The 22902-nt window shown below is 63.3% G+C and carries 21 protein-coding genes; 15 read left to right on the forward strand and 6 right to left on the reverse strand.

Annotation, left to right across the window (positions count from 1 at the left end; genetic code table 11):
• Window positions 1-77: 77 nt before the first annotated feature.
• The 3 genes from LH464_RS01945 (at window position 78) to LH464_RS01955 (ending at window position 2670) form a co-directional block, all read left to right on the forward strand.
• Window positions 78-548, forward strand: a complete 471-nt coding sequence (locus LH464_RS01945; RefSeq protein WP_226784676.1) for an SRPBCC family protein — start codon at window positions 78-80, stop codon at window positions 546-548.
• A gap of 278 nt (window positions 549-826) precedes the next feature.
• Window positions 827-2305: a sensor histidine kinase gene (locus LH464_RS01950; protein WP_226784677.1), complete on the forward strand. Its 1479-nt coding sequence runs from the start codon at window positions 827-829 to the stop codon at window positions 2303-2305.
• 2 nt (window positions 2306-2307) lie between these two features.
• Window positions 2308-2670 carry a response regulator gene (locus LH464_RS01955; RefSeq protein WP_226784678.1) on the forward strand — a complete coding sequence of 121 codons (363 nt, stop codon included), beginning with the start codon at window positions 2308-2310 and terminating at the stop codon, window positions 2668-2670.
• 101 nt (window positions 2671-2771) lie between these two features.
• On the opposite strand, the gene LH464_RS01960 is transcribed toward LH464_RS01955, so the two are convergent.
• Window positions 2772-3848 carry a class I SAM-dependent methyltransferase gene (locus tag LH464_RS01960; RefSeq protein WP_226784679.1) on the reverse strand — a complete coding sequence of 359 codons (1077 nt, stop codon included), beginning with the start codon at window positions 3846-3848 and terminating at the stop codon, window positions 2772-2774.
• A 184-nt stretch (window positions 3849-4032) separates the two neighbouring features.
• Here LH464_RS01960 and LH464_RS01965 point away from each other — a divergent pair, with 184 nt between their 5' ends.
• The 6 genes from LH464_RS01965 to LH464_RS01990 all read left to right on the forward strand — a co-directional run bounded on the left by LH464_RS01965 (window position 4033) and on the right by LH464_RS01990 (window position 10292).
• Window positions 4033-5091 (forward strand): GlxA family transcriptional regulator, encoded by a 1059-nt coding sequence (locus tag LH464_RS01965; RefSeq protein WP_226784680.1) that lies wholly within the window; start codon window positions 4033-4035, stop codon window positions 5089-5091.
• Between the two features lie 80 nt (window positions 5092-5171).
• Window positions 5172-5978, forward strand: coding sequence for a class I SAM-dependent methyltransferase (locus LH464_RS01970; protein WP_226784681.1), 807 nt, complete (start codon window positions 5172-5174; stop codon window positions 5976-5978).
• A gap of 109 nt (window positions 5979-6087) precedes the next feature.
• Window positions 6088-7149: an LLM class flavin-dependent oxidoreductase gene (locus LH464_RS01975; protein ID WP_226784682.1), complete on the forward strand. Its 1062-nt coding sequence runs from the start codon at window positions 6088-6090 to the stop codon at window positions 7147-7149.
• 16 nt (window positions 7150-7165) lie between these two features.
• Window positions 7166-7921: a type I methionyl aminopeptidase gene (gene map, locus LH464_RS01980; RefSeq protein WP_226784683.1), complete on the forward strand. Its 756-nt coding sequence runs from the start codon at window positions 7166-7168 to the stop codon at window positions 7919-7921.
• 24 nt (window positions 7922-7945) lie between these two features.
• Complete coding sequence (locus LH464_RS01985) at window positions 7946-9892, forward strand: FUSC family protein (RefSeq protein ID WP_226784684.1); 1947 nt, start codon at window positions 7946-7948, stop codon at window positions 9890-9892.
• Between the two features lie 67 nt (window positions 9893-9959).
• Complete coding sequence (locus LH464_RS01990) at window positions 9960-10292, forward strand: YciI family protein (RefSeq protein WP_226784685.1); 333 nt, start codon at window positions 9960-9962, stop codon at window positions 10290-10292.
• Window positions 10293-10431: 139 nt separating this feature from the next.
• Here LH464_RS01990 and LH464_RS01995 read toward each other — a convergent pair whose 3' ends face one another.
• On the reverse strand, window positions 10432-12315 hold the full coding sequence (locus tag LH464_RS01995) for an MFS transporter (protein WP_226784686.1): 1884 nt from the start codon (window positions 12313-12315) through the stop codon (window positions 10432-10434).
• A 197-nt stretch (window positions 12316-12512) separates the two neighbouring features.
• The gene (locus LH464_RS02000; protein WP_226784687.1) at window positions 12513-13217 is read right to left on the reverse strand and encodes a glutathione S-transferase family protein; all 705 of its coding nucleotides are present in this window, start codon (window positions 13215-13217) and stop codon (window positions 12513-12515) included.
• 109 nt (window positions 13218-13326) lie between these two features.
• Between LH464_RS02000 and LH464_RS02005 the strand changes: the two genes are divergently transcribed.
• The 3 genes from LH464_RS02005 (at window position 13327) to sbmA (ending at window position 16398) form a co-directional block, all read left to right on the forward strand.
• Window positions 13327-13677, forward strand: coding sequence for a winged helix-turn-helix transcriptional regulator (locus tag LH464_RS02005; RefSeq protein ID WP_226784688.1), 351 nt, complete (start codon window positions 13327-13329; stop codon window positions 13675-13677).
• Between the two features lie 126 nt (window positions 13678-13803).
• A complete protein-coding gene (locus LH464_RS02010; RefSeq protein ID WP_226784689.1) occupies window positions 13804-14994 on the forward strand; it encodes a YbfB/YjiJ family MFS transporter in 1191 nt (396 codons plus the stop codon).
• A 126-nt stretch (window positions 14995-15120) separates the two neighbouring features.
• Window positions 15121-16398: a peptide antibiotic transporter SbmA gene (gene sbmA, locus LH464_RS02015; RefSeq protein ID WP_226784690.1), complete on the forward strand. Its 1278-nt coding sequence runs from the start codon at window positions 15121-15123 to the stop codon at window positions 16396-16398.
• Between the two features lie 333 nt (window positions 16399-16731).
• Here the strand turns inward: sbmA and LH464_RS02020 are convergent, their stop codons facing one another.
• A complete protein-coding gene (locus LH464_RS02020; protein WP_226784691.1) occupies window positions 16732-17718 on the reverse strand; it encodes a polysaccharide deacetylase in 987 nt (328 codons plus the stop codon).
• 224 nt (window positions 17719-17942) lie between these two features.
• Here LH464_RS02020 and LH464_RS02025 point away from each other — a divergent pair, with 224 nt between their 5' ends.
• The 3 genes from LH464_RS02025 (at window position 17943) to der (ending at window position 20760) form a co-directional block, all read left to right on the forward strand.
• A complete protein-coding gene (locus LH464_RS02025) occupies window positions 17943-18527 on the forward strand; it encodes an NnrU family protein (protein ID WP_226784692.1) in 585 nt (194 codons plus the stop codon).
• A 97-nt stretch (window positions 18528-18624) separates the two neighbouring features.
• Window positions 18625-19296, forward strand: coding sequence for a tetratricopeptide repeat protein (locus LH464_RS02030; RefSeq protein ID WP_226784693.1), 672 nt, complete (start codon window positions 18625-18627; stop codon window positions 19294-19296).
• Between the two features lie 36 nt (window positions 19297-19332).
• Window positions 19333-20760 (forward strand): ribosome biogenesis GTPase Der, encoded by a 1428-nt coding sequence (gene der, locus LH464_RS02035; protein WP_226784694.1) that lies wholly within the window; start codon window positions 19333-19335, stop codon window positions 20758-20760.
• A 34-nt stretch (window positions 20761-20794) separates the two neighbouring features.
• On the opposite strand, the gene LH464_RS02040 is transcribed toward der, so the two are convergent.
• Both LH464_RS02040 and LH464_RS02045 read right to left on the reverse strand, forming a co-directional pair.
• Entirely contained in the window at window positions 20795-21835 is a 1041-nt protein-coding gene (locus tag LH464_RS02040) for a glycosyltransferase family 4 protein (RefSeq protein ID WP_226784695.1), read from the reverse strand.
• 139 nt (window positions 21836-21974) lie between these two features.
• Entirely contained in the window at window positions 21975-22886 is a 912-nt protein-coding gene (locus LH464_RS02045; RefSeq protein ID WP_226784696.1) for a sugar kinase, read from the reverse strand.
• Window positions 22887-22902: the final 16 nt, after the last annotated feature.

Genomic DNA, 22902 nt, shown 5'->3' on the forward strand with positions numbered 1-22902 from the left:
TCGGTTCTCCTGCTTCCGGTTCGTCCTAGGTTCAACATCCGATGCGATGTGTTACGCAACCGAAGGGAGACAGGACGATGACCAGCAACAATGCCACCCACGAGCTGCAGCTCGTTCGCGAATTCGATGTGCCGGCCGAAAAGCTCTACAAGGTCTGGACCACGCCAGAGCGCTTTGGCGAGTGGTTCTGCCCGCTGCCCTGGAAGGTCACCGAGGCGCGCGTCGACCTTCGGCCGGGAGGCGAGAGCTTCGTTCTGATGGAAGGCCCCGAGGGCGAGAAAATCCCGAACACCGGCGTCTACCTGGAGGTGGTGCCGAACAAGAGGCTCGTCTTCACCGATGCCTTCACCAAGGCCTGGGTGCCATCGGAAAAGCCGTTCATGACCGGCATCGTCGAGTTCGAGGATCTCGGCAACGGCCGCACGAAATATGTCGCGAAGGCCCTGCACTGGACGGCCGAAGACAAGGAGGCCCATGAGAAGATGGGCTTTCATGAGGGCTGGGGCATCGTTGCCGATCAGATGGCCGATATCGCCCGGACGTTCTGACCTTCAGTCGAAAACTCTGGCCAAGGGAGCAGGGAGGCGGGTGATTTCCACCTGCCTTTCCGTCTCGCACGGTCGATCCCGGCGTATCGCGGCGGCTGAAATCATCCCGGCCTGAAACTGCACTTCTCAACCTGATTCCGCTCGCTTCCGTAAGAGGTTGTTCGGGAACATTATTTAGCAACGTCCTTTAGATGAAATTCGCCATGGAGCCTGTTGGACAAGTCATCGACGCGCCCTACATTCGCGTTCGATGAAATCCTAATGTGTATGGAGCATGCGTGGTCCCGGAGTCGCCAGAGCAGAACGGAAGCCACTCATTCCCCGTCGGGGGCGGCGAAACAGGCAGGCTGATACGATCATTCGACTGGTCGAAGACGCCACTCGGACCTCTTTCCACATGGCCCCAGAGCCTCCGGACCGTCACCGGCATGCTGCTTCTGTCGCCGGTGCCGATCGTGCTGCTGTGGGGTGAAGACGGCATCATGATCTACAACGATGCCTACTCCGTCTTTGCCGGCAAGCGTCATCCGCAGCTGCTCGGATCCAAGGTGCGGGAAGGCTGGGACGAGATTGCCGACTTCAACGACAACGTGATGAAGGTCGGGCTCGCCGGCGGGACACTCGCCTACGAGAACCAGCAGCTGTCGCTTATCCGCCAGGGCAAGCCGGAGCCCGTCTGGATGAACCTCGATTATTCTCCGGTTCTCGACGAAAGCGGCAAGCCCGGCGGCGTCATCGCGATAGTCGTCGAAACGACCCAGACGGTTCTCGCCCAGCAACAGCTGCGCGAGAGCGAGGAGCGTTTCCGGGCGCTGACCAATGCCACGTCCGATGTCGTCTATCGCTTCAGTGCCGACTGGAAGGAGATGCAGCAGCTCGACGGGCGCGGCTTTCTGGAGGACACCGACAATCCGCGGATCGCCTGGCAGGAGGATTACCTCTATCCCGAGGACAGGCCCAAAATACAGGCGGCGATCGACGAATCGATCCGAACCAAGAGCACGTTCCAGATCGAGCATCGCGTCCGCAAGATCGATGGTTCGACCGGGTGGACGCAATCCCGTGCCGTACCGATTGTCGATGATGACGGAGAAGTCATCGAGTGGTTTGGCACGGCGACGGATGTCACCTCGCGCCGGCGCAACGAGGAGCACTTGCGGCTCGTCGTCCACGAGCTCAACCACCGGGTAAAGAACAATCTAGCCATGACGCAGGCGATCGCTGCCCGCACATTCCGCGATGTTACAGACATGAAGGAAGCGCAGGCAGCCTTCGGTGCCCGAATGGTGGCGCTCGGTCACGCAAACGATCTCCTGACCGGCGAGCGCTGGGTCGGCGCATCGCTGAAAGGCGCAATCGAACAGGCAGTCAAGCCGCACTGCCCGGATGAAAGCCGCTGTCAAATCGAGGGGGTGGAGGACGTCCAGCTTTCTCCAAAAACGGCGCTGGCGCTGACGCTTGCCATGCACGAGATGTCAACCAATGCCTTTAAGTACGGGGCCTGGTCGAATGCTGACGGCAAGGTGAACGTGTCCTGGCGCAGGTATAAGGGCGAGGGTGGTGAAAAGCGCCTGCAGATCGTCTGGGAAGAAATCGATGGGCCAGTGGTCACTGTCCCGGCGAAGCGCGGCTTCGGGTCGGTCCTGGTCGAGCGTGGCCTGTCGCGTGAGATGGGTGGCGAAGCGAAGATGGAGTTCCTGCCCCAGGGGCTCGTCTGCACAATCGACGCGCCCGAAGACCCCTACGCAGGTCGCTGAAAATGGGCTCGCGCGTACTCGTGGTCGAAGACGAAATGACGATAGCCCTTTTGATCGAGGACATGCTGGTCGAGATGGGGCACGTCGTGGTCGATCTCGCCATGCGTCTCCCCCAGGCGGAGGAGCTTGCTCGCAAAGCCGAATTTGACGTCGCCGTGCTCGACGTCAATCTGGACGGTCGCCGGTCGTTTCCGGTGGCGGATATCCTGAGGGAACGAGGGATTCCGTTTGTCTTTGCTACGGGCTACGGCGCAAGTGGTGTGGATCCGACCTATGCGCACAGCCCGATCGTGACGAAGCCGTTCGTCATTGATGAGTTGAAAACGGCCATCGAAGGGCTGGTGGGTGTGGACCCGGGGCGATGAGGGCGTCCGAGGCAGGCGGAGAGGATTTCGTGCCGGGAGAGTTCTGGCCATCTGCCGCAAGCGAGTGAGAGCCTGCGGCAGAAGTTCGTCAGCATGCTACGTCACAGACGTGCTTCGAGGATGAGGTTGAACGGCGTCTGCAGGGCGCGGCGGAAGTGGGTGAAGCCCGCCTTGCGGAAGATATCCGCCAGCCGCGCCTCGCCCGCCTGGGCACCGAGCACCGTGTGTCCACCGTCCGAGATCGCATGGGCACAGCAGATCGTCGTCGAAGCGGCGTAGTAGAGCCGCCCGACAGGCGAGATATTGTCCTCCACACGATCGTTGGCGAATGGTTCCACGAGCATCACCGTGCCGCCGGGCGCAAGCGAGCGGGCTGCATGTTCGGCGGCTGCCTGCGGATTGCCCATGTCGTGCAGGCAATCGAAGAAGCAGATGAGGTCATAGCCGCCTCCCGGATAGTCATCGGCTCTCGCTGTCGCGAACGTGGTGCGGTCCTCCACGCCGGCTTCGATGGCCACTGTGCGGGCCTCGATCACCGACTTCTCGTGATTGTCGAAACCGTGGAAGGTGGAAGCCGGGAAGGCGCCTGCCATCAGCACGGTCGAATGCCCGTGGCCGCAACCGACATCGGCCACCTTTGCGCCATTCCCGAGCTTCTCGGTCACGCCGTCGAGTGCCGGCAGCCATTCCGGCACGAGGCTCGCCTTGTAGGCATTGCGGTAGAAGGCCGCGACGCCGCAATAAAGTCGGCCGTCATGATCGCCCCACGGAATACCGGCTCCCGTACGGAACGCCTGCACCGCCTTCTCTTCGTCTGCCCACATGGAGGCCGGCACCGACCATGCGTTCGGGATGAAGACGGGGCTGTCCTCGTCGGCGAGCACAAGCGCCTGCTCCGGGGTCAGTTCGTATGTGCCGCTGATGGCGTGGTAGGTCACGTAGCCGCCGGCCACCTGCGACCCCAGCCATTCGCGCACGTAGCGTTCGGCGCAGCCGGTGCGGCCGGCGACCTCGCGGGACGTGAGCGGCCCCTTTCCGGCCATCGCCTTGTAAAGGCCGAGCCGGTGGCCGAGGCTCACCATCACGCCGCCATAGCCGGCGGAGAGGTCGCTCACGACGCGGCCCACGAGTGCGTCCAGCTTGGCCGTGTCGATGGTCTTCGATTGTGCGTAATCCATATCGTATTCTCCCTGGTCCTGACCTCTTTCCCGAGGTGCCCGCACAATCGCAGCAGGGGAGGCGGGACGGCAGAGCGGTGCGGGCCACAACCGGGTCGTTTGGGCCATGCGGGCAGGATTTGTTCGGCCGTGGTGTCTCGCCCCTTTCGGCGCTATTCTCTCCGCCTTGATCAGGTGGGCGATGATGACGCCGAGCGATGCGCGCATATCACCAACGGCGGGGCAGGCGCCTCTGCATGTGAGCCTCGTGGCGATCCCCGAGGCGGTGATCTCGACGCTGAGCGGAATTTTCGACGTGATGAACGCCTTTGCCATCGTGCCGGGACCGGAGGGTGCTGCCAGAACGCCGCCCTTCCTGGTGGAAGTCGTCGGGCGCCAGTCGGGGCCGCTGCAGCTTGCCAGCAAGGTGCCGGTAACCGTGCAACGGGCGATCGCCGACATCGACCGGACGGACATTGTCATCGTGCCTTCGGTGCTCATCGGAAATGAGGGGTGGATCCGCGACCGGTATCCCGACCTCGTTCAATGGAGCCGCACCATGCACGAGCGCGGTGCGCTTTTATGCTCGGCCTGTTCCGGCATTTTCCTGCTGGCCGAGACCGGATTGTTCGACGGTGCCGATGCGACCGTGCATTTCGGCTATGCGCGGGCTTTCCGGGAGGCGTATCCACAGGTGCCGATCCATCCCGAAAAGGTGCTCGTGGTGTCGGGCAGGAGCGATGAACTCATCACGTCGGGCGCCTCCATGACCTGGCACGATCTCGTCCTCTACCTGATCGCCCGCCATGCGGGCGCGACTGCCGCGCAGACGATTGCGCGCTTCTTCGCCCTTCAATGGCATCAGGACGGGCTTGCGCCCTACATGGTCTTCGACGGACGCCGGGACCATGGCGACATGGCGATCGGAGCTGCGCAGGACTGGCTGGCGGGGCATTTCTCCGTCGTCGATCCGCTCGACGGGATGATCAGGAGTGCCGGTCTTGCCGAGCGCACTTTCAAGCGACGCTTCACGCAGGCGACGGGCATGAGCCCGATCTCCTATGTCCAGCGGCTGCGGATCGAGGAGGCCAAGCGCCGGCTGGAGCGGACGGAAGCTTCCGTCGACGAGATCAGCTGGCAGGTGGGGTACGAGGAACCTGCCTTCTTCCGCCGTCTGTTCAAGCGGGTCACAGGCTTGACCCCGGGGAGCTATCGGCGGCGGTTCCAGATGCCGGATTTTGCGCGCCCCGGCGGCAGAGGATGAGCACCGAAGGCGTTCGCTTTCATTCCATTCTCCTCATGTAAGGCTTATCATGCAGCCTGCATTCTTCGGAGGTGCGCGACATGACCGAGGCTTCCCGGCACGATGCCTGGCAGGCAGGCGGCAGCTACGACAACTACATGGGTCGCTGGAGCCGGCGCATCGCGCCGCGCTTTCTGGACTGGCTCGCGCCCGAGGAGGGCCTCGAATGGCTCGACGTCGGCTGCGGCACCGGCGAGCTTTCGGATGCGATCGTCTCCCACTGCAATCCGAGGGGCCTGATCGGCATCGACCAGGCGGAAGGGTTTCTGTTGACGGCGCGGGACAAGGTGCCTGACCCCCGCGTGAAGTTCGACGTCGGCCAGGCCCAATCCCTTCCGTTCCCATCCCAAAGCTTCGACGTTGTTGTCTCCGGCCTCATGCTCAACTTCGTTTCCGACCGGCCGGAAGCGCTCGGCGAAATGAAGCGGGTGGCGCGGGGCGACGGCACGGTCGCCTATTATGTCTGGGACTATCCAGGCGGCGGCGTCGAGTTCCTGCGGGCCTTCTGGATGGCGGCGATCGACCTCGACCCGAAAGCGCAGGACCTCGGCGAGGACCGTCGCTTCCCGTTCTGCACCAGCGAAGGGCTGGCCGCACTTGCCGAGGAGGCAGGGCTTGCCGAAGTCGACGTAACCGCCATTGAGGCCCCCACCCATTTCCAGGATTTCGACGACTTCTGGCGTCCTTTCACGCTGGGTACCGGGCCGGCGCCCGGCTATTGCGTCAATCTTCCACCGGAGGAGCGGCAACAATTGAAGGAACGGCTTCAAACGAGCCTTCCCTACGCCAGGGATGGCTCTATCCCGCTCAAGACGAGAGCCTGGGCTGTCCGGGGCCGTGTGAGCTGACGTCAAACAATCCTTTCAAACATTCGAACGGACCGTTCGATATATTGGCATTTGCAGCCGGCTCTCCGGGTCTCTATCTCCTGACCAACAACAGGATCGGATAGAGACGATGGAAATTGGACTTTACACTTTCGCGGACGTCGATGCCTCTGCTGCCGACAAGGGTGCAGTCGGCGCCCAACGCCTCAAGAACCTCCTTGAGGAAATCGAGCTTGCCGACCAGGTCGGCCTCGACGTCTTCGGGCTCGGCGAGCACCACCGGCCGGATTATGCCGTCTCTTCGCCGGCCACCGTGCTTGCCGCGGCGGCGGTGAAGACGAAGAACATACGGCTGTCGAGCGCGGTCTCGGTCCTGAGTTCGGACGAGCCGGTGCGCATCTTCCAGCAGTTCTCGACCGTGGACCTCCTGTCGAACGGCCGGGCCGAGATCATGGCGGGCCGAGGCTCCTTCATCGAGTCCTTCCCGCTGTTCGGCTACGACCTTGGCGATTACGACCAGCTGTTTTCCGAAAAGCTCGACCTGCTTCTGGCGATCCGCGACGAGGAAGTGGTTACCTGGGCGGAAGGGCAGTTGCGTGCGCCGATCAACGGCCGGGGCGTCTATCCGCGGCCGCTGCAGGAAAAGCTGCCGGTCTGGATCGCCGTCGGCGGCACGCCGCAATCGGTGGCGCGGGCCGGTGCCCTCGGTCTGCCGGTAGCGATTGCCATCATCGGCGGCGAATACCCGCGCTTTGCGCCGCTCCTCCAACTTTACCACGAGGCCGCTCGCCGGGCCGGACAGGACCCGACGAAGCTGAAGACCAGCATCAACGTCCATGGTTTCATCGCCGACACGACCGAGAAGGCCGCCGACCAGTTCTACGGCCCGCAGGCGGCGGTGATGGACAGGCTTGGCCGCGAGCGTGGTTGGGCGCCGACGAACCGCGCGCATTTCGACCAGGCCCGCGGGCCGACCGGCAACCTCTTCGTCGGAGACCCGGAACTGGTGGCTGAAAAGATTGTTGCGGCTCACAGGGTGTTCGGCAATGACCGCTTCCTGCTGCAGATGGCGATCGGCCTGATGCCGCACGACCAGATCATGCGCGGCATCGAGCTTTACGGCACGAAAGTCGCGCCGCTGGTCAGAAAAGAATTGACCGGCTCGTCGTATGGCGCGAAACCGGCCGCCTGAAAGACCGGACGGCAAGATGATCGTTACCACTGAAGAAGAACTGCAAAGGCTGAAGGATGTCGGCCGCATCTGCGCCATTGCCATCGAAACGATGGCGAAGGCGTTGGAACCCGGCATCACCACCGCCGAACTCGACGCTATCGGCCGCAAGGTGCTGGAGGACAATGGTGCGGAGTCCGCTCCGGAATTCTGCTACAAGTTCCCCGGCGCCACCTGCATCAGCGTCAACGAGGAAGTGGCGCACGGCATCCCCGGTCCGCGGGTGATCCAGGCGGGCGACCTCGTCAATATCGACGTATCGGCTGTCAAGGACGGGTTGTTTGGCGACGCCGGTGCGTCTTATGCGGTGCCGCCGGTGACGCGTCAGGTGGAGAAGCTCTGTCGCGACGGTCGCCGGGCGCTGTGGACCGGGCTGCAGCAGGTGAAGACCGGGAAGCCGATCGCCGGCATCGGCAATGCAATCGGTGCCTTTGCCAGGAAAAACCGCTACACGCTGATCCAGAACCTTTCCAGCCACGGCATTGGCCTCACGCTCCATGACGATCCGAAGGAAGTGCCGACTTGGCCGGATCCGACCGAGACGCGCGTCATCGAAGAGGGGCTGGTGTTCACCATCGAGCCTTTCCTGTCGCTTGGCGCCGACTGGGCCGAGGATGGCGGCAACGGAGATCCCTGGACGCTCTATAGCGAGCCACGGGCGCTTACCGTACAGTACGAGCATACGATCGTCGCGACGAAGAACGGTCCTATCATCCTGACCCTGCCGAGCTAGCCGGAAGAAGACCAGGCGGATTACGTGAGCACCGTAGAGAACCTCTCCCGCTACGGCTTTATTCCTGACCGGTTGTCCTTTGCCACGCGCACGGCATTGGCCGCTTGCCTGGCGCTTCTGTTTGCCTGGCTGCTCGGGCTGGAGCATCCGCAATGGTCGGCGATGACGGTGTTTGCAGCGGCGCAGCCCACCCGCATGCAGCTTCTGGAAAAGAGCTTCTTCCGCGCCGCCGGCACGCTGGCAGGCACGGTGGTCGGCGTCCTGCTGGTGGTTTTTTCCGGCGGTGAGCCCTGGATCCTCGTGATCGGCCTCTCTGCCTGGATCGGCGTGTGCGTTTTCTGCGGCAATGTCATTCGCGGCTTTGCCTCCTACGGCGTCCTGCTCGCCGGCTATTCGGCTGCAATGGTGGCGCTTCTCGATACCGCCCACCCGGACAAGGTGCTGGCGCTTGGCGGCGACAGGCTGCTGACGGTGCTCACCGGCGTGGTCACGGCGGCGCTGGTCGGCCTCCTGTTTTCGCCGCGCCAGGCCGAGCATTCGGTTGCGGCGCGCATTCGCCAGCTGACCGCCGCCGCCCTGGACCTGCTTGCCGCCGAGCGAGGAAGCGCCGAGGCCAATGAGGTTCAGCAACGCCGCATCCTGCGCGAACTCGCCGCGGTCGAGGACGGGCTCGATCAGCATGGTGCCGGTTCGATCGGCGCACGCCGTTCCGTCCGCAGCCTGCGGACCATCGTATGGTCGCTTGTCGACGTGCTGATCTGGCTGCGCTACGGCGATGCCGCGTCGATAGACCCCCAGGCGCGTCGGTTGCTGGCGGAGGCTTCGCGTAAACTCGATGCCGATGGCCTGACCCCGGACGTGGTCGCTCTGCTTGAAGAAGCCGGTCGATGTGTCGAGGGACGTCCGGTGCTGCAGTCCGTCATCATGCGGGCGTCGGCGGCCGTCAGCCAGCGGATCGGTATCACTGACGATGAGGAGACGCCGAGCCACAGTGGCCAGGGGCCGAGGGTCATCCTGCACCGTGACTGGATCGGCGCGCGGCAGGCCTCGATCCGGGCGACCGGCGTCCTCCTTCTTCTCGGGTTCGTCTGGCTTGTCACCGGCTGGCATGCCGGGCCGCTCCTGCTGCTCGGCACCTCGGTGATGGCGAGCGTATTCTCCACGTGGGAAAATCCGGCGCTGATCATGCGCCACGTCCTCGTTGGCCAGGTTTTCGGGGCTGCAGCGGCGCTCGCCTGCCACTGGCTTGTCTGGCCGTACGCCTCGTCGGAGTTCGAGCTGGTCCTGATGCTGATGCCGTTCATGCTGCTGGTTATCCTGCCGCTCGCGCACCGCAGGATGATGCTTGGCGCCACCGACTACTGCATGGTGCTGCTGCTCCTGTCACAACCGGTGCTGCCGCTCACCGGAACCTTCGGTGAATCCCTGTCCCGTGCGGCTGCCGTGATCGCCGGGCCGCTCATTGCACTCATCGCCTATCGCTATGCGTTTCCCGCAAATGCCTCCCGCCGCCTCGACATGCTGGTGCGCATGATGGTCCGGGACCTGCAGGATGTGGCCGGCGCGGCGGATGCGCTGGAACGCCGGAATATCTGGCACGCACGGATGTCGCATCGGCTGCTTCGGGCGGTCAGTCTGGCCGGGAAGGCGGGTCGCATCGGCGCGGTGACGGAGGAGGGCGGCATCACCGTCTTTTCCCTCGGCGCATGCATTTTCCGGCTGAAGCAGATGCAGAGGGAGGAGCAGACGTCGCCGGCCGTTTCCCGCGCAATCGGGGTCGCGCTGCGCAGGCTCCAGACACTTGAGGGGCATCCCGAAAAGGTTCTGCAGGCGCTCGACCGGGTGGCACAGCGACGCGCCGCCGAAGGGCAGCGCGAGGACGGTGCGATCCGTTCCGCGCGGATATCGCTTCGGCAGAACCTCGATTTCTTCCGTCCGTCAAAGCTATCGCTGCCTTCCGTCTTGCCATAGTTCGGATTTACGGTGAGGGCTTTGCAGGCAAGCTCCCCCAATCCCGGCCTGCTGAAGGAGGCGATCTATGCCGAAATTCGTGACGATCGGATATGGAGACCGTAACGGTTACGACGAGACCGCAGTGGCCATCCGCAACGCTGCCCATGCACACGACGCGAACCTGCAGAAAGCCGGCGTGTTGATGGGGATCGCCGGCACCCCGGTGCAGGTGCGCAATCGCGACGCTGCTCAAGTGGAAACGGCGAAAGGTCCATTCATGAGATCCTCCTTGCCGGTCGCGGGTTTTGCCATCATCGAGGCTGCCGACATCGGCGAAGCCATCGAGATGGTATCACGAACTCCCTGTGCCGTTGCACGCGGTGTCGTTGAGGTGTGGCCGCTGGAGCAGCCCGGATGAGCCAGGCAGGGTAACGACAGCTGCAGGCGCTCGACCGGATAGGATGGCACGCCCCCTTGCGGGCCGTGGCCGCAGGTAGGCTGAAAACGAAAAGCCCGGCGCGAAGGCCGGGCTTTCCTTTTTTGGTCGGTGCCGGTTTTTACTCGGCGTGGATGTCCCTGTCCTTGGTCTCGGGCAGGAACAGCATGCCGATCACCAGCGTGATCGCAGCGAAGATGATCGGGTACCAGAGACCATAGTAGATATCGCCCTTGGCGGCGCTCATCGCGAAGGCCGTTGCCGGAAGCAGGCCGCCGAACCAGCCGTTGCCGATGTGATAGGGCAACGACATGCCGGTGTAGCGGATACGGGTCGGGAAGAGTTCGACCAGCAAGGCAGCGATCGGGCCGTAGACCATGGTCACGTAGATGACGAGCACGGTCAGGATGGCGATGAGCCCGATCCAGTTCACGTCTTCCGGAGCCGCCACCATGGCGAAGCTGCCGGAACCCGGGATGGAAAAGACTGCCATTTCCGTCACGCCGGTAGCCTCTTCAGCCGTCAGCAACTTCTGCGTGACGAGGTCCGCGCCGGATACTGTCTTCGATTCGCCAGCACGGATGGCCGCAGCGTCGAGCTGCAGTTCCGGGTTGGCGGCAACGAAGGCGTCAAGCTTGGCTTCCGGTACGCTAGAGACCCCGCGTGCCAGTGGGTAGCCGGCCGTCTGCAGAGCGATATTGATCTGCTTCTGGAAGGCGGCGTCCGCTGCCTTGGCATCGACGCCGGCCTGCGCCGCGTCATGGCTGGTGACAACAGAATCGCCGATCTTGACGGTTGCCGGAGCGCCGGCCGGACCTGCAATGATGTCGTAAGGGACGGAGTTGCGGGTCAGGAACGAGGTCGCGATATCGCACGAGGTGGTGAATTTCGCGGTGCCGGTCGGGTTGAACTGGAATCGGCAGTCCCCCGGAGCGGCGGTCACGGTCGCACGAACTGTTTCCTGCGCCTGTGCAAGTGCCGGATTGCCCGCCCAGGTCATGGCCTTGAACAGCGGGAAGTAGGTGACGATCGCGAGCAGAAGGCCCGCCATGATGATCGGCTTGCGGCCGATCTTGTCCGACAGCCAGCCGAAGAAGACGAAGAAGCCGGTGCCGAGGAGCAGCGAGGCTGCGACCATGATGTTCGCCGACTGGGCCTCCACCTTCAGGATGTTCTGAAGGAAGAACAGGGCGTAGAACTGCCCGGAATACCAGACGACGGCCTGGCCGACGACGGCGCCGAACAGGGCCAGAAGGGCTATCTTGGCATTGCGCCACTGGCCGAACGCTTCGGTGAGCGGAGCCTTTGAACCCTTGCCCTCTTCCTTCATCTTCACGAAGGCCGGGGATTCGTTCATCTTCAAGCGGATCCAGACGGAAACGCCGAGCAGGACGACCGAAAGCAGGAACGGAACGCGCCAGCCCCAGGCCGCGAATTCTTCCTTGCCGAGCAACATCTGCACAGCCAGGATGACCACAAGCGACAGGAAAAGACCGAGCGTGGCAGTGGTCTGGATCCACGAGGTGAAGAAGCCGCGCCGGCCATGCGGCGCATGCTCGGCCACGTAGGTGGCAGCACCGCCGTATTCGCCGCCGAGCGCCAGGCCCTGCAGCATGCGGAGAGCAATCAGAAGGATGGGCGCTGCGATGCCGATCGTGGCGGCACCGGGCAGGATGCCGACCAGGAAGGTCGAAACGCCCATGATGAGGATGGTGACAAGGAACGTGTACTTACGTCCGACGAGGTCGCCCAGGCGACCGAAGACAAGGGCGCCGAAGGGGCGCACCAGGAAGCCTGCGGCGAACGCGAGCAGTGCGAAGATGTTTCTTGTCGTCTCCGGATACTGACTGAAGAATGCGGCGCCGATAAAGGTGGCAAGCGAACCGTAGAGGTAAAAATCGTACCACTCGAATACCGTGCCGAGCGATGAGGCGAAGATGACTTTCTTCTCCTCCCTGGTCATGCTGCCGGCTTTGCCGCCCGCAGAAACTGCGACGTTTGCCATATATAAATCCTCCCAATGAACCTTGCCCGGTCTATGACATGTTCCTCCCGCATAGACCGGACCTGTATTGTAGAGTGACAGAATTGCTCGCGATGGGAGAGAGATTCTTTAGTCTAATTGCTTTTGGTGAACTGGGCGCGCCGACTCAGGTTGCTTGGTCTGGCCGGCGCGCATGGCTTCTGTCGCGGCGCCGGCCTTCAACCGCCGAAGCGGTCGATCACCTGGGTGAGGGGAACGTGGCCGAGACAGGCACTGGAGCCCGCTGCATCCTGGTCCTCCTCAAGTGCGGTGGCATGGATCACCGCCGGATCGGACTCAAGCCGCCGGCGCAGGTCCGACAGCTTCGGCCAGCGTTCCCTGTCCGCCACCTCATGGAAATCCAGCCACCGGCCCACGCCGACCAGCACGGCATCGGCAAGCGTTGGACGAGTTCCCATAAGGAATGGTGTATCGCCGATCATCGCCTCAAGCTTGTCGTGCCGGTCGATGACTGCTTCACGGCCAAACCGGCGGAGCGCGGCCTGGAAGGCCGGATCGGGGTTGTCCAGTTCCATTGCCACCCAGAGGGGCGAAAAGGCGCCGGTGAAGCCGGTGTTCACATAAGCCATCAGCTGGTGCATTCGGTCGGCTTCCGGCGAAAGCGGATCGAAGCTGATGCGTCGCTCGGTGTCGCGCGCCTCGATCCATGCGGCAATCGCCATCGTCTCGGTGAGCGGGCGTCCGGTTTCGGTGATGAGGGCGGGGGTTTCGTGCCGCGCATTGATGCGGGCATAGGAGGGGTCTCGCATTTCGCCCAGCATGTCGACGCGGCAAAGGCGGTAGGGCTTGCCCAGCCACTCCAGCGCGGCGACGAGCCCCATGGAGCTTCCGGCGGGGAAGCCGTAGACGAGGATCGGTTCCATTTTTTGTTCTCCGTGATTTCTGATGACCACGCTGCGCAGCGGCCTGGAACCTAACGGGTCGGGGCCTTAAGTAAATTACGAACATTTTTGTAACCGCGGAGAACGTTTCATGAAGGACCTCGTCTCTCGCTGCCCGATCGAGGAAGGCATGCAGGTGCTGGGCGGTCGCTGGCCGACGCTGCTCATCTATTACCTGAAGGACGGCACGAAGCGGTTCAGCGATCTGCGCCGCGATAATCCGACCGTCTCGCACCGCATCCTGACGCTTGAACTGCGCAAGCTGGAGAAGGCCGGCATCGTTCGGCGCACCAGCCATGAGGGCTATCCGCTCAAGGTGGAATACGACCTGACGCCGGCGGGACTGACGCTGGTACCCCTGATCGACGCGATCGGCGACTGGTGGGAAGGCCTGCATCCCGATGCGGACGTCGACGGGGCGGAAAAACAATCCGCGGCATGAACAGTCATCGGGCACGGGGCATCGGGCATCGCTCGTGCCGTGGGCTGGCGATCCATCAGGGCCACTCATCGGAACCATGAGGATTTGTGGTTTGCCGCCCGGCTGCCGTGGTGCGATAAGCCGGACATGCTAGGTCGCCCGTCTTTCAACCGTTCCTCTCCCGACCGTTCATCGCCTTTCCTTATCGGCCTTGCCGGTGCGCTTGCCATGGCCGCCGCCATGGGGTTCGGGCGGTTCGTCTATACGCCGATCCTGCCGGGCATGATGGAAGGCGCCTCGCTTTCGTCGGCGGATGCCGGCCTGATCGCCGGGGCGAATTTCGCCGGTTATCTCCTCGGCGCCATCCTGGCCGCCTATGGCTGGGCCGCCGGCCGCGAGAGAGGCGTCGCACTCAGCGGTCTCGCCGCCACAGCCGTCCTGCTTGTCGGCATGGCGTTGACCGACAGCGTTACCGTCTTCCTCGTTATCCGTTTTCTCGCCGGGCTCGCCAGCGCGTTCGCGATGATCTTCACCTCCTCCATCGTGCTTGCCCATGCCCCGCGTGGGGAGGCGGTGCAGATCCTGCATTTCGGTGGTGTCGGTTTAGGCATAGCGCTCTCTTCGGCGCTGGTGCTTGCTATCAACTCGGTGCTTGGCGATGGCGCCCATGGCTGGCGATGGGAGTGGGTCGGCAGTGCTGCGACCGCCGCATTGCTGCTCGTCGTCGTGTCGCGGATCCTGCCGCATTCCGGCTCGGCAAGGACTGCTGTGCGCGAGCCGGCGCTACCCTGGCGGCTGCCGCTTGTCCTGTTGACGGCGTCCTACGGCCTGTTCGGTTTCGGCTATGTGATCACCGCCACCTTTCTGGTGACCATGGCGCGGATGGCGGCAGCGGGTCCGATGGTAGAATTCCTGGCCTGGTTCGTGGCCGGCACCTCGGCCGCGGTTTCGCTGCTGGTCTGGCGACCGTTTCTGCGCCGCTTCGGGCCTGTCGCCGCCTATGCCGCCTGCACCGGGCTGGAAGCGGTCGGCATCCTCGCGTCAGTGCTCCTGGCTCCTGCCACGGGCGCGCTCGTCGGCGGGCTGTTTCTCGGCCTTACCTTCATGGCGGTTACCGCCTACGGGCTGCAGATCGGCCGCACGCTGGCCCCCGACAGCCCGCGACGGGCGATGGCACTGATGACAGCCGCCTTCGGTACCGGCCAGATCCTCGGGCCGCTGGTCGCCGGCTGGATCGCCGAGCGGACCGGCAGCTTCACCCTGCCCACCATGATTGCGGTGCTGGTGCTCGCCGCCAGCACTCTGCTCGTGCTGCCGCTCCTGCGCCGGGCGCTTTGACTTTTTCGTTGATTACATTTCAGTAACACGATGTGCACGGCATTGCTGCCTTCGTAGTTCTGCCCTAGTTTGCGCCCACTCGATGAGGGCCAATGACGGCCCGAACAGACAAGTGAGCCCTGCTACGTGTTCAAGTCATTCTTCCCGCAGCCAAAGCTTTTCTTCACGTCCGCCGCTCTGTGGTCGATCCTCGCGATAGCGTTCTGGTACTCGGTGGGAGAGGGACTTGGGGCTGCTTTCGGCATGCCGCCGGTGCCCAGCAGTGATGCGCCCGCGGTCGGCATCACCACCTTCTGGTCCCCGGCCTTCATCTGGTTCTACATCTATTTCGGGCTGGTGACGCTTGTCTTTGCTGCATTCTGGTTCTGGTATAGTCCGCACCGCTGGCAGACATGGTCCATCCTCGGCTCGGCGCTGATCCTCTTCACCACCTATTTCCAGGTCCAAGTGAGCGTGGCGATCAACAACTGGTACGGGCCGTTCTGGGATCTCGTACAGGCCGCGGTCTCCAAGTCGGCAACCGTGACGGCAGAGCAGTTCTACGGCCAGATCGGCGTCTTTCTCGGCATCGCCATGATGGCGGTCGGCGTGGCCGTCATCACGCGGTTCTTCGTCAGCCACTATATCTTCCGCTGGCGCACGGCGATGAACGAGTACTACATGGCCCAGTGGGGCAAGCTCCGGCACATCGAAGGTGCCTCGCAGCGTGTGCAGGAAGACACGATGCGCTTCTCGTCGACGGTCGAGGGGCTCGGTGTGAGCTTCATCGATTCGATCATGACGCTGATTGCCTTCACACCGGTGCTGATGCGCCTTTCCGAAAATGTCACCGAACTGCCGCTGATCGGTCAAATCCCCTATCCGCTGGTCACGGCGGCGATCCTGTGGTCCCTGTTCGGCACGGTGTTCCTGGCTCTGGTCGGCATCAAGTTGCCGGGGCTTGAATTCCGCAACCAGCGCGTCGAGGCCGCCTATCGCAAGGAACTCGTTTATGGCGAGGACCATGCCGACCGTGCGGAGCCGATGACGGTGGCGGAGCTGTTCGCCAATGTCCGTCGCAACTATTTCACGCTCTATTTCCACTACCTGTATTTCAACATCGCCCGGATCTTCTACCTGCAGATCAACAACATCTTCGCCCTCCTGATCCTGGCGCCGTCGATCATCGCGGGCAAGATATCGCTCGGCGCGCTCAACCAGATCTCGGGTGCATTCGGGCAGGTGACGTCGTCGTTCCAGTACCTCGTCTCGTCCTGGCCGACGATCGTCGAGCTGCTTTCCATCTACAAGCGCCTTCGCGCCTTCGAAGCGGCGATCGACAATCAGCCGCTGCCCGAGATCGACCAGAAGTATCTGGAACGCGAGGCGTTCGGTGGCGAATTGGAAGCCGACCGTCCGACCTAAAACCCGCCAGCCGTTTCGGCCGCGCCGGAGAAATCCGCGCGGTTGATCGGGGAAGGGCAGGCGGAGGTATTCGTGTGATAGGGTGTTTCAGGCGTTCCGCCTGCCCCGATCGCCGTTCCTGCCGGATACTTTTCCTGTCTGTTCCGGCATTCCTGCAACCATCATCGGCACCAAGCCTTGAACCCAGAGGGCGAACCGGTTCGCGACCCGGTGTCCCCGTCCGATGCCCCGGTGATTATGGCTCGGGTTGCGAGGGTGAGGATGATCGCTGGCGATTTTTCTTTTAAGCCGTTGGATCTTCAGCAGATGAATTCGTGAGGTCGGACAAACGTCCTACAGCCCGGAGCTCTCCCGCTCGCTGCGTGCGTCCATCTCCTTCATTGCTTCGGCATAGGTCACGCAGCCGACGTCTTCCTCCGAACAGACTTCCGAAACCAGGCGTTCCATCGCCCGCCAATAGGCGCCGCCGTTCATCTCGACGAAATGCAGGCCGATCTGTAGCGGGATGCGATTGCCCTCGTACTGCCTGTCGAAAGCGGCGCGGAAGGCGCTGTAGGCGCGTGCCTCGAATTCCTTCGTGCGGCTCGGGTTCTCTACGCCGGCCGAGTGGCGAATGAAAAGGTTATAGTCCATGGCGATGATCGGCCGCTGCTTGGGGCCTTCCGGGATCAACGGCAGCCCGAAGTGGACGACGCCGCGCGTCTCGGACGGCATCTGCGGTCCCTTGGTCACGGTACTGGCGTCGTAGGTGAAACCTTCGGCTTTCTCGGCCTCGAAAAGGCTTCCCGGTGCCGAGAGGTAGGGAGCCCGGAAGCCGCGTATGCCGGCGACGAAGTCCTTCCATCCTTCCGGCTCGCCGGTGGGGGCGCCGTTGGCGCTCCAGGCGTCGGAGAGAATGGAGCGGAAGCTCGTCATCTCGGCCTTCCAGTCGGAGACCGACCAGTCGGCGCCATCGAAGTGGCCGCAGGTGTGGCTGGCGATCTCGTGGCCTTCCCCGTGCGCCTGCCAGACATGGCCGAGCCGTGTCTGGGCTTCCTCGCTCGTCTGGGCAAAGCCGATGTTCGACCGTCCGGCCTTGCGACGCGGCCCCTTGTAGATGGCTGCATCCGCACGGGCGATCACCAGGGAACAGGACAGGAAGTAGGTGAAACGGACGTCGGTGGTCTTTGCGAAATCACGGCTGCGCTGCCAGAGTTCGTTGTTGCCCGCGCCGTCAAAGGAAATCAGCAGCAGCTGCTTCGGCTTGGCCGGTTCGGCCGCCTGGGAAACTGCGGGCAGGGCGAGTGACAGGGAAAGCGACAGGGCAAATCGATAAAACATGGACACCGTGATTCAAATGCGAGGCTGATCTTTTGTGTCGCGAATGCGGCGAAGCTGGGGTCGAGCGCGCAGCAACGGCGCCGAAACTTCAGTTTCTCGTATCCAGGCAGGTCCGTTCAATGCATTTCGATCCGGTTTATGTGTTCACGGCCCGGGAGACGGTAGCAGGATGTGACTTTTGAGGTTAAGCGCTTTGGAAGGATTCAAAAGAGGGACTCGGAATCATGTCACTGCTCGTCGTCAGCCTCATCCTGTTCTTGGGCCTCCATCTCATCCGTGCCGTCGCGCCCCAGGTGCGCACGTCGGCCATTGCCGCGATGGGGGAGAATACCTGGAAGCTCGTCTATTCGCTTGTCAGCATCGCGACGCTGGTACTGGTTATCTACGCCTTCGGCCAGGCCCGCCAGGAAACCGGCATTCTCTATGTGCCGCCGGTCTGGATGGCGCATCTCTCCTCGCTTCTGATGCTTGTTGCGCTGATCTGTCTCGTGGCAAGCCTCATGCCGCCGGGGCATATTGCGGCGAAAACCATGCACCCGATGGTGCTTTCGGTGAAGATCTGGGCGCTGGCTCACCTCATGGCCAACGGCGAGACCTCGTCGGTCCTGCTGTTCGCATCCTTTCTCGCCTGGGGCGTCGTGCTCAGGATCTCGCTGAAACGCCGGGAACGGCGCGGCGAACTGGTGCGCAAGCCCTTCGTTTCGGCACGTTATGATGTGTTTTCCGTCGTCATCGGATTGGTGGTTTTCGTCCTCTTCATCTGGCGCCTGCACCTGTGGCTGATCGGCGTGCAACCGCTGCCGGTCTGAGAATCGCGTGAGCACCCCTTACATCATGCGGAAAATGCGCTAGAAGGCGCCTTTCAGCATGATGGACGAACAGGGGCCACGGCGGCCGGAGACTTGAATGGCGCAAGATAACGACAGCTTTATCCGCGAAGTGAACGAGGAACTGCGTTCCGACCAGTTCAAGGGAGCATGGAGCCGTTACGGCAAGATCGTCATCGCTGTCGCTGTGGTGATCGTCGTCGCCACCGCCGGCCATCGCGGCTATGTCTACTGGGAAAGCCACAACGCATCAGCCTCTGGCGACCGCTTCCTGGCGGCGCTGAAGCTTGCGGGCGAGAACAAGCCCGACGAGGCGCTGGCTGCCTTCGAAGCGCTGGCGAAGGACGGTAGCGGTTCTTATCCGGTCTTGGCGCAGATGCGTTCCGCAGCGGTTCTTGCGGAAAAGGGCGACGCCGCCGGCGCCGCCGCTGCCTTCAAGGCAATCGCGGGCGAAGGTTCGGCACCGGAAGCCATGCGCGACGTGGCGCGGCTGCGCGGTGCATGGCTGCTGATCGACACGGGCACCTACGAGCAGGTGTCCGCCGAGGCCGAAGTCCTGACCGGTGGCAACCACGCGCTGCGCAACTCGGCGCGGGAAGCGCTCGGCCTTGCCGCCTACAAGGCGGGTGACATGGTTCGCTCCAGGGAGTGGTTCCAGGCGATCGCCGATGACGCGACCGCGCCACGCAACGTGGCCAGCCGTGCTCAGATCATGCTCGACAACATCGCCGCATCCGGCAAGGCGCCCTAACTTCCGGCTAAGGAAGTGGGCTGAAGGAAAAGACGCATGAGCTTCACCGTCGCGATCGTCGGACGTCCGAATGTCGGCAAGTCCACGCTGTTCAACCGGCTGGTGGGCAAAAAGCTCGCCCTGGTGGACGATACACCGGGCGTTACGCGCGACCGTCGCCCCGGCGACGCCAAGCTCGTCGACCTGCGCTTCACCATCATCGATACCGCTGGCCTCGAAGAGACCGGACCCGACACGCTTGAAGGCCGCATGCGGGCGCAGACCGAATTGGCGATCGCCGACGCGGACCTGACCCTTTTCGTGGTCGATGCGAAGTCAGGCCTGACGCCTCTCGACAAGACGTTCGGCGAGCTGCTGCGCCGCAGCGGCAAGCCGGTCGTGCTGGTTGCCAACAAGTCGGAAGCACGCGGTTCCGACGGCGGCTTCTACGATGCGTTCACGCTCGGCCTTGGCGAACCGGTGCCGATCTCGGCCGAACACGGCCAGGGCATGATCGACCTTCGCGACGCGATTGTCGAAGCGATCGGCGAGGAGCACGCCTTCCCGGAAGACGAGGACGAGGCTGTCACCAACGTCAGCATCTCGGCTTCCGAGGCGGATGGCGAGGATGACGAGGATTTCGAGCCCGAATATGACGAGACCAAGCCGCTGCGCGTGGCGATCGTCGGGCGCCCGAACGCCGGCAAGTCCACGCTGATCAATCGCTTCCTTGGCGAGGACAGGCTGCTGACAGGGCCGGAAGCCGGCATCACCCGCGACAGCATCTCGGTCGATTGGGACTGGCGCGGCCGCACCATCAAGATGTTCGACACGGCAGGCATGCGCCGCAAGGCTCGCGTCCAGGAAAAGCTCGAGAAGCTTTCGGTGGCCGATGCGCTGCGGGCGATCCGCTTTGCCGAGACCGTGGTCATCGTGTTTGATGCGACGATCCCGTTCGAGAAGCAGGACCTGCAGATCGTCGATCTGGTTCTGCGCGAAGGGCGTGCCGCCGTGCTCGCCTTCAACAAGTGGGATCTCGTAGAGTATCCGCAGGAAGTGCTGGCCGACCTGCGCGAGAAGACCGAGCGGCTTCTGCCGCAGGCGCGTGGCATCCGCGCCGTGCCGATTTCCGGCGAGACCGGATACGGCCTCGACAAGCTGATGCAGAGCATCATCGACACCGACATGGTGTGGAACAAGCGCATATCGACCGCCAAGCTGAACCGCTGGCTCGACAGCGTGCAGACCCAGCATCCGCCACCGGCCGTTTCCGGTCGTCGCCTGAAGCTCAAGTATATGACACAGGTAAAGGCGCGCCCGCCGGCCTTCATGATTTCCTGCACGCGACCCGATGCGGTGCCGGAGCACTACCTGCGTTATCTGACGAACGGCTTGCGTGCCGATTTCCAGATGCCGGGCGTGCCGATCCGCATTCACATGCGGGCCTCGGAAAATCCTTTCGAATCAAAGAAGAAGCGCCGCTAGCGAAGAAAACGATTCCGGCGGCTGAGATTCCGATTCAAGTGGATGGAGCCGGCAGCGCGGGAGCGCTGCGCGACGCCAGCACGTTGCTGAGGAACTGGCGCGATGCTGCTTCCCAGGTGAATGTCTGGGCAAGCGCGCGCGCATCTTCCCGCGAGCACTGGAGTGCGGCAAGGCAGGCCCGGCGGAGATCGTCGTCGAGGGCGCCGGCACCGCTGCCGGGCTCGATGATGTCCACCGGTCCGGTGACCGGATAGGCGGCGACCGGGACGCCGCTCGCCAGCGCCTCGAGGATCGTGTTGCCGAACGTGTCGGTCCTTGACGGAAAGACGAAGACGTCCGCCTGGGCGTAGGCCTCGGCGAGATCCGCGCCGCTCTTCATGCCGGTGAAGAGCACGTCGGGATAACGCTTCTGCAGGTCGGCCCGTGCCGGTCCGTCGCCAACCACGACCTTGGAGCCGGGCAGGTCCAGTTCCAGGAATGCAGGCAGGTTCTTTTCCACCGAAACGCGCCCGACCGTCAGGAATATCGGCCGCGGCAGACCGAATGGCGTCACCTCCGGCGGCCTTGGCCGGAACTGGGACTGGTCGATGCCCCTGCTCCAGCGCAGGAGGTTGCGCATCCCCAGCTTTGCGAGTTCGCGTTCGAGACTGGCTGTCGCCACCATGCAGCCGTTTCCGGCATTGTGGAACCAGCGCACGAAGGCTTGCAGCGGGCGGATAGGGATCGGGAAGCGGGCCGCGACATATTCCGGAAATCGCGTGTGGTAGCTGGTCGAGAAGGGCACACCGTTCCTGAGACACCAGCGGCGAGCCAGAAGGCCAAGCGGTCCTTCGGTGGCGATGTGCAGGGCCTCGGGCTGCGAGCGCTCGATCTCCCGCGCAACCTTTCCATAGGTTGCGACCGACAATCTGATTTCGGGATAGGTCGGGCAGGGGACGTTTCGAAACGTCTGCGGCGTGACCATCGTCACATCGATGCCCATGAGGGCCAGTTCCCGGTTGGTATTCTGGATGGAGCGGACGACGCCGTTCACCTGGGGATACCAGGCATCGGAAACGATGGTGATCTTCTTCATGGTCACAGCCCCGTGGTGACGGCGCGCGACTCAATCGTTCGCGAGCCACCGTTCAGGGCATGGTATGGACGGACATGTTACAGGCGGATGTCAGCCGCTTAAGCAGGACAAGGCCGTTTGAAAAGGGCCTTCTTGCTGATCAGCCCGGCAGAAGCGCGGGGCTGATCAGGGCGCCGTGATGCCCGACGACAACCGATGCGACGGCTGCGCCATAGGCGGCGGCATCCTGCGGCGATGCTCCACGCACCAGACGGGACAGGAAGCCGCCATTGAAGCTGTCCCCGGCGCTCGTCGTGTCGACCAGTTGGTGGGCTTTGACGGCCGGCACGAAGGATGTGGTGCCGCCAAAGCTCAGCGTCACGCCATGCTCGCCATTTTTCACCACGACGCCTTCGACGCCGAGTGCGTGGTAGCGGGCGATGGTCGCCTCTATCGACGTGTCGCCGAAATGGGTGGCCTCGTCATCGAAGCTCGGCAGGACCATGGTCGCGGCGCGGGCGCCGTCCTCGATTGTCTTCAGCATGACATCCTTGCCGGCCCAGAGACGCGGGCGGATGTTCGGATCGAAGGCGATGCGCTTTCCGGCGGCCTTGGCGCGCCGCAGTTCGGCAAACAGCGTATCGATGGCTTCGGGCGCGAGGATGCCGAGCGTAATGCCGGAAAAATAGATGACGTCGGACATCTCGATCCAGCGACGCAGGTGGTCGCCGTCATCGGCCAGCTTGCGGGCAGCGGCCGTATCGCGCCAGTAGCTGAAGGTCCGCTCGCCGTTCTTGAGCGTGATGAGGTAGAGGCCGGGCGTCTTGCCCTCGATGCGGCGGATCGCGTCGGTGCCTATGCCGGCAGCCTTCATGAAGGTCAGCATCTCGGAGGACATCGGGTCGTCACCGACGGCCGTGAGATAATCCACATTCCATTCGGCTGGAAGGCAGGCCCGCGCATACCACGCGGTGTTGAACGTATCTCCGGCAAATCCCTTGCGCAGCAAGCCTTCGCCCGCCTGCGAAAGTTCGACCATGCATTCTCCGATGGAAAGTAAGCGTCCCGGCAATTGCGTTTTTCCCCGT

The sequence above is a fragment of the Pseudorhizobium xiangyangii genome (assembly GCF_020531965.1).
Classification (GTDB): domain Bacteria; phylum Pseudomonadota; class Alphaproteobacteria; order Rhizobiales; family Rhizobiaceae; genus Neorhizobium; species Neorhizobium xiangyangii.

Bases quoted from the DNA above. Each gene is read 5' to 3' on its own strand.
- LH464_RS02025 (WP_226784692.1), top strand. From the start codon at position 17,943: ATGTCACTGCTCGTCGTCAGCCTCATCCTGTTCTTGGGCCTCCATCTC.
- LH464_RS01960 (WP_226784679.1), bottom strand. From the start codon at position 3,848: ATGGATTACGCACAATCGAAGACCATCGACACGGCCAAGCTGGACGCA.
- LH464_RS01975 (WP_226784682.1), top strand. From the start codon at position 6,088: ATGGAAATTGGACTTTACACTTTCGCGGACGTCGATGCCTCTGCTGCC.
- map (WP_226784683.1), top strand. From the start codon at position 7,166: ATGATCGTTACCACTGAAGAAGAACTGCAAAGGCTGAAGGATGTCGGC.
- LH464_RS01965 (WP_226784680.1), top strand. From the start codon at position 4,033: ATGACGCCGAGCGATGCGCGCATATCACCAACGGCGGGGCAGGCGCCT.
- LH464_RS02040 (WP_226784695.1), bottom strand. From the start codon at position 21,835: ATGAAGAAGATCACCATCGTTTCCGATGCCTGGTATCCCCAGGTGAAC.
- LH464_RS02020 (WP_226784691.1), bottom strand. From the start codon at position 17,718: ATGTTTTATCGATTTGCCCTGTCGCTTTCCCTGTCACTCGCCCTGCCC.
- LH464_RS01990 (WP_226784685.1), top strand. From the start codon at position 9,960: ATGCCGAAATTCGTGACGATCGGATATGGAGACCGTAACGGTTACGAC.
- LH464_RS01995 (WP_226784686.1), bottom strand. From the start codon at position 12,315: ATGGCAAACGTCGCAGTTTCTGCGGGCGGCAAAGCCGGCAGCATGACC.
- LH464_RS01945 (WP_226784676.1), top strand. From the start codon at position 78: ATGACCAGCAACAATGCCACCCACGAGCTGCAGCTCGTTCGCGAATTC.
- LH464_RS02030 (WP_226784693.1), top strand. From the start codon at position 18,625: ATGGCGCAAGATAACGACAGCTTTATCCGCGAAGTGAACGAGGAACTG.
- LH464_RS02005 (WP_226784688.1), top strand. From the start codon at position 13,327: ATGAAGGACCTCGTCTCTCGCTGCCCGATCGAGGAAGGCATGCAGGTG.
- der (WP_226784694.1), top strand. From the start codon at position 19,333: ATGAGCTTCACCGTCGCGATCGTCGGACGTCCGAATGTCGGCAAGTCC.
- LH464_RS02010 (WP_226784689.1), top strand. From the start codon at position 13,804: ATGCTAGGTCGCCCGTCTTTCAACCGTTCCTCTCCCGACCGTTCATCG.
- LH464_RS02000 (WP_226784687.1), bottom strand. From the start codon at position 13,217: ATGGAACCGATCCTCGTCTACGGCTTCCCCGCCGGAAGCTCCATGGGG.
- LH464_RS01955 (WP_226784678.1), top strand. From the start codon at position 2,308: ATGGGCTCGCGCGTACTCGTGGTCGAAGACGAAATGACGATAGCCCTT.
- LH464_RS01970 (WP_226784681.1), top strand. From the start codon at position 5,172: ATGACCGAGGCTTCCCGGCACGATGCCTGGCAGGCAGGCGGCAGCTAC.